This window comes from Streptomyces alboflavus (assembly GCF_000716675.1).
In the GTDB taxonomy this organism is placed as follows: Bacteria; Actinomycetota; Actinomycetes; order Streptomycetales; family Streptomycetaceae; genus Streptomyces; species Streptomyces alboflavus.
In genome coordinates this window covers 1-219 of record NZ_JNXT01000165.1, presented here as the reverse complement: position 1 = coordinate 219, position 219 = coordinate 1, and the positions used below count along the sequence as shown (strand labels likewise).

Below are 219 nucleotides of genomic sequence, written 5' to 3'. Positions count from 1 at the left end.
TGCATGTGTTAAGCACGCCGCCAGCGTTCGTCCTGAGCCAGGATCAAACTCTCCGTGAATGTGTACCGGTCATCCGGTTCAACACCACGAGAGCGGAACCAGGAGAGGAATAATCCCCCGGTTCACAGCGTCCTCGCTGTGTGCCTTCCGTAGAAGGACTTTTTCAAAGGAACCTCGCCACCGAACATGATGTCCGGTAGACGGGGTATCAACATATCT

At 54.3% G+C, this 219-nt stretch carries 1 rRNA gene; it reads right to left on the bottom strand.

The annotated features are described in order from the left end of the window. Positions 1 to 59 (bottom strand): 16S ribosomal RNA (locus OO63_RS41180); the annotation flags it as partial. Between the last annotated feature and the right edge of the window lie 160 nt (positions 60 to 219).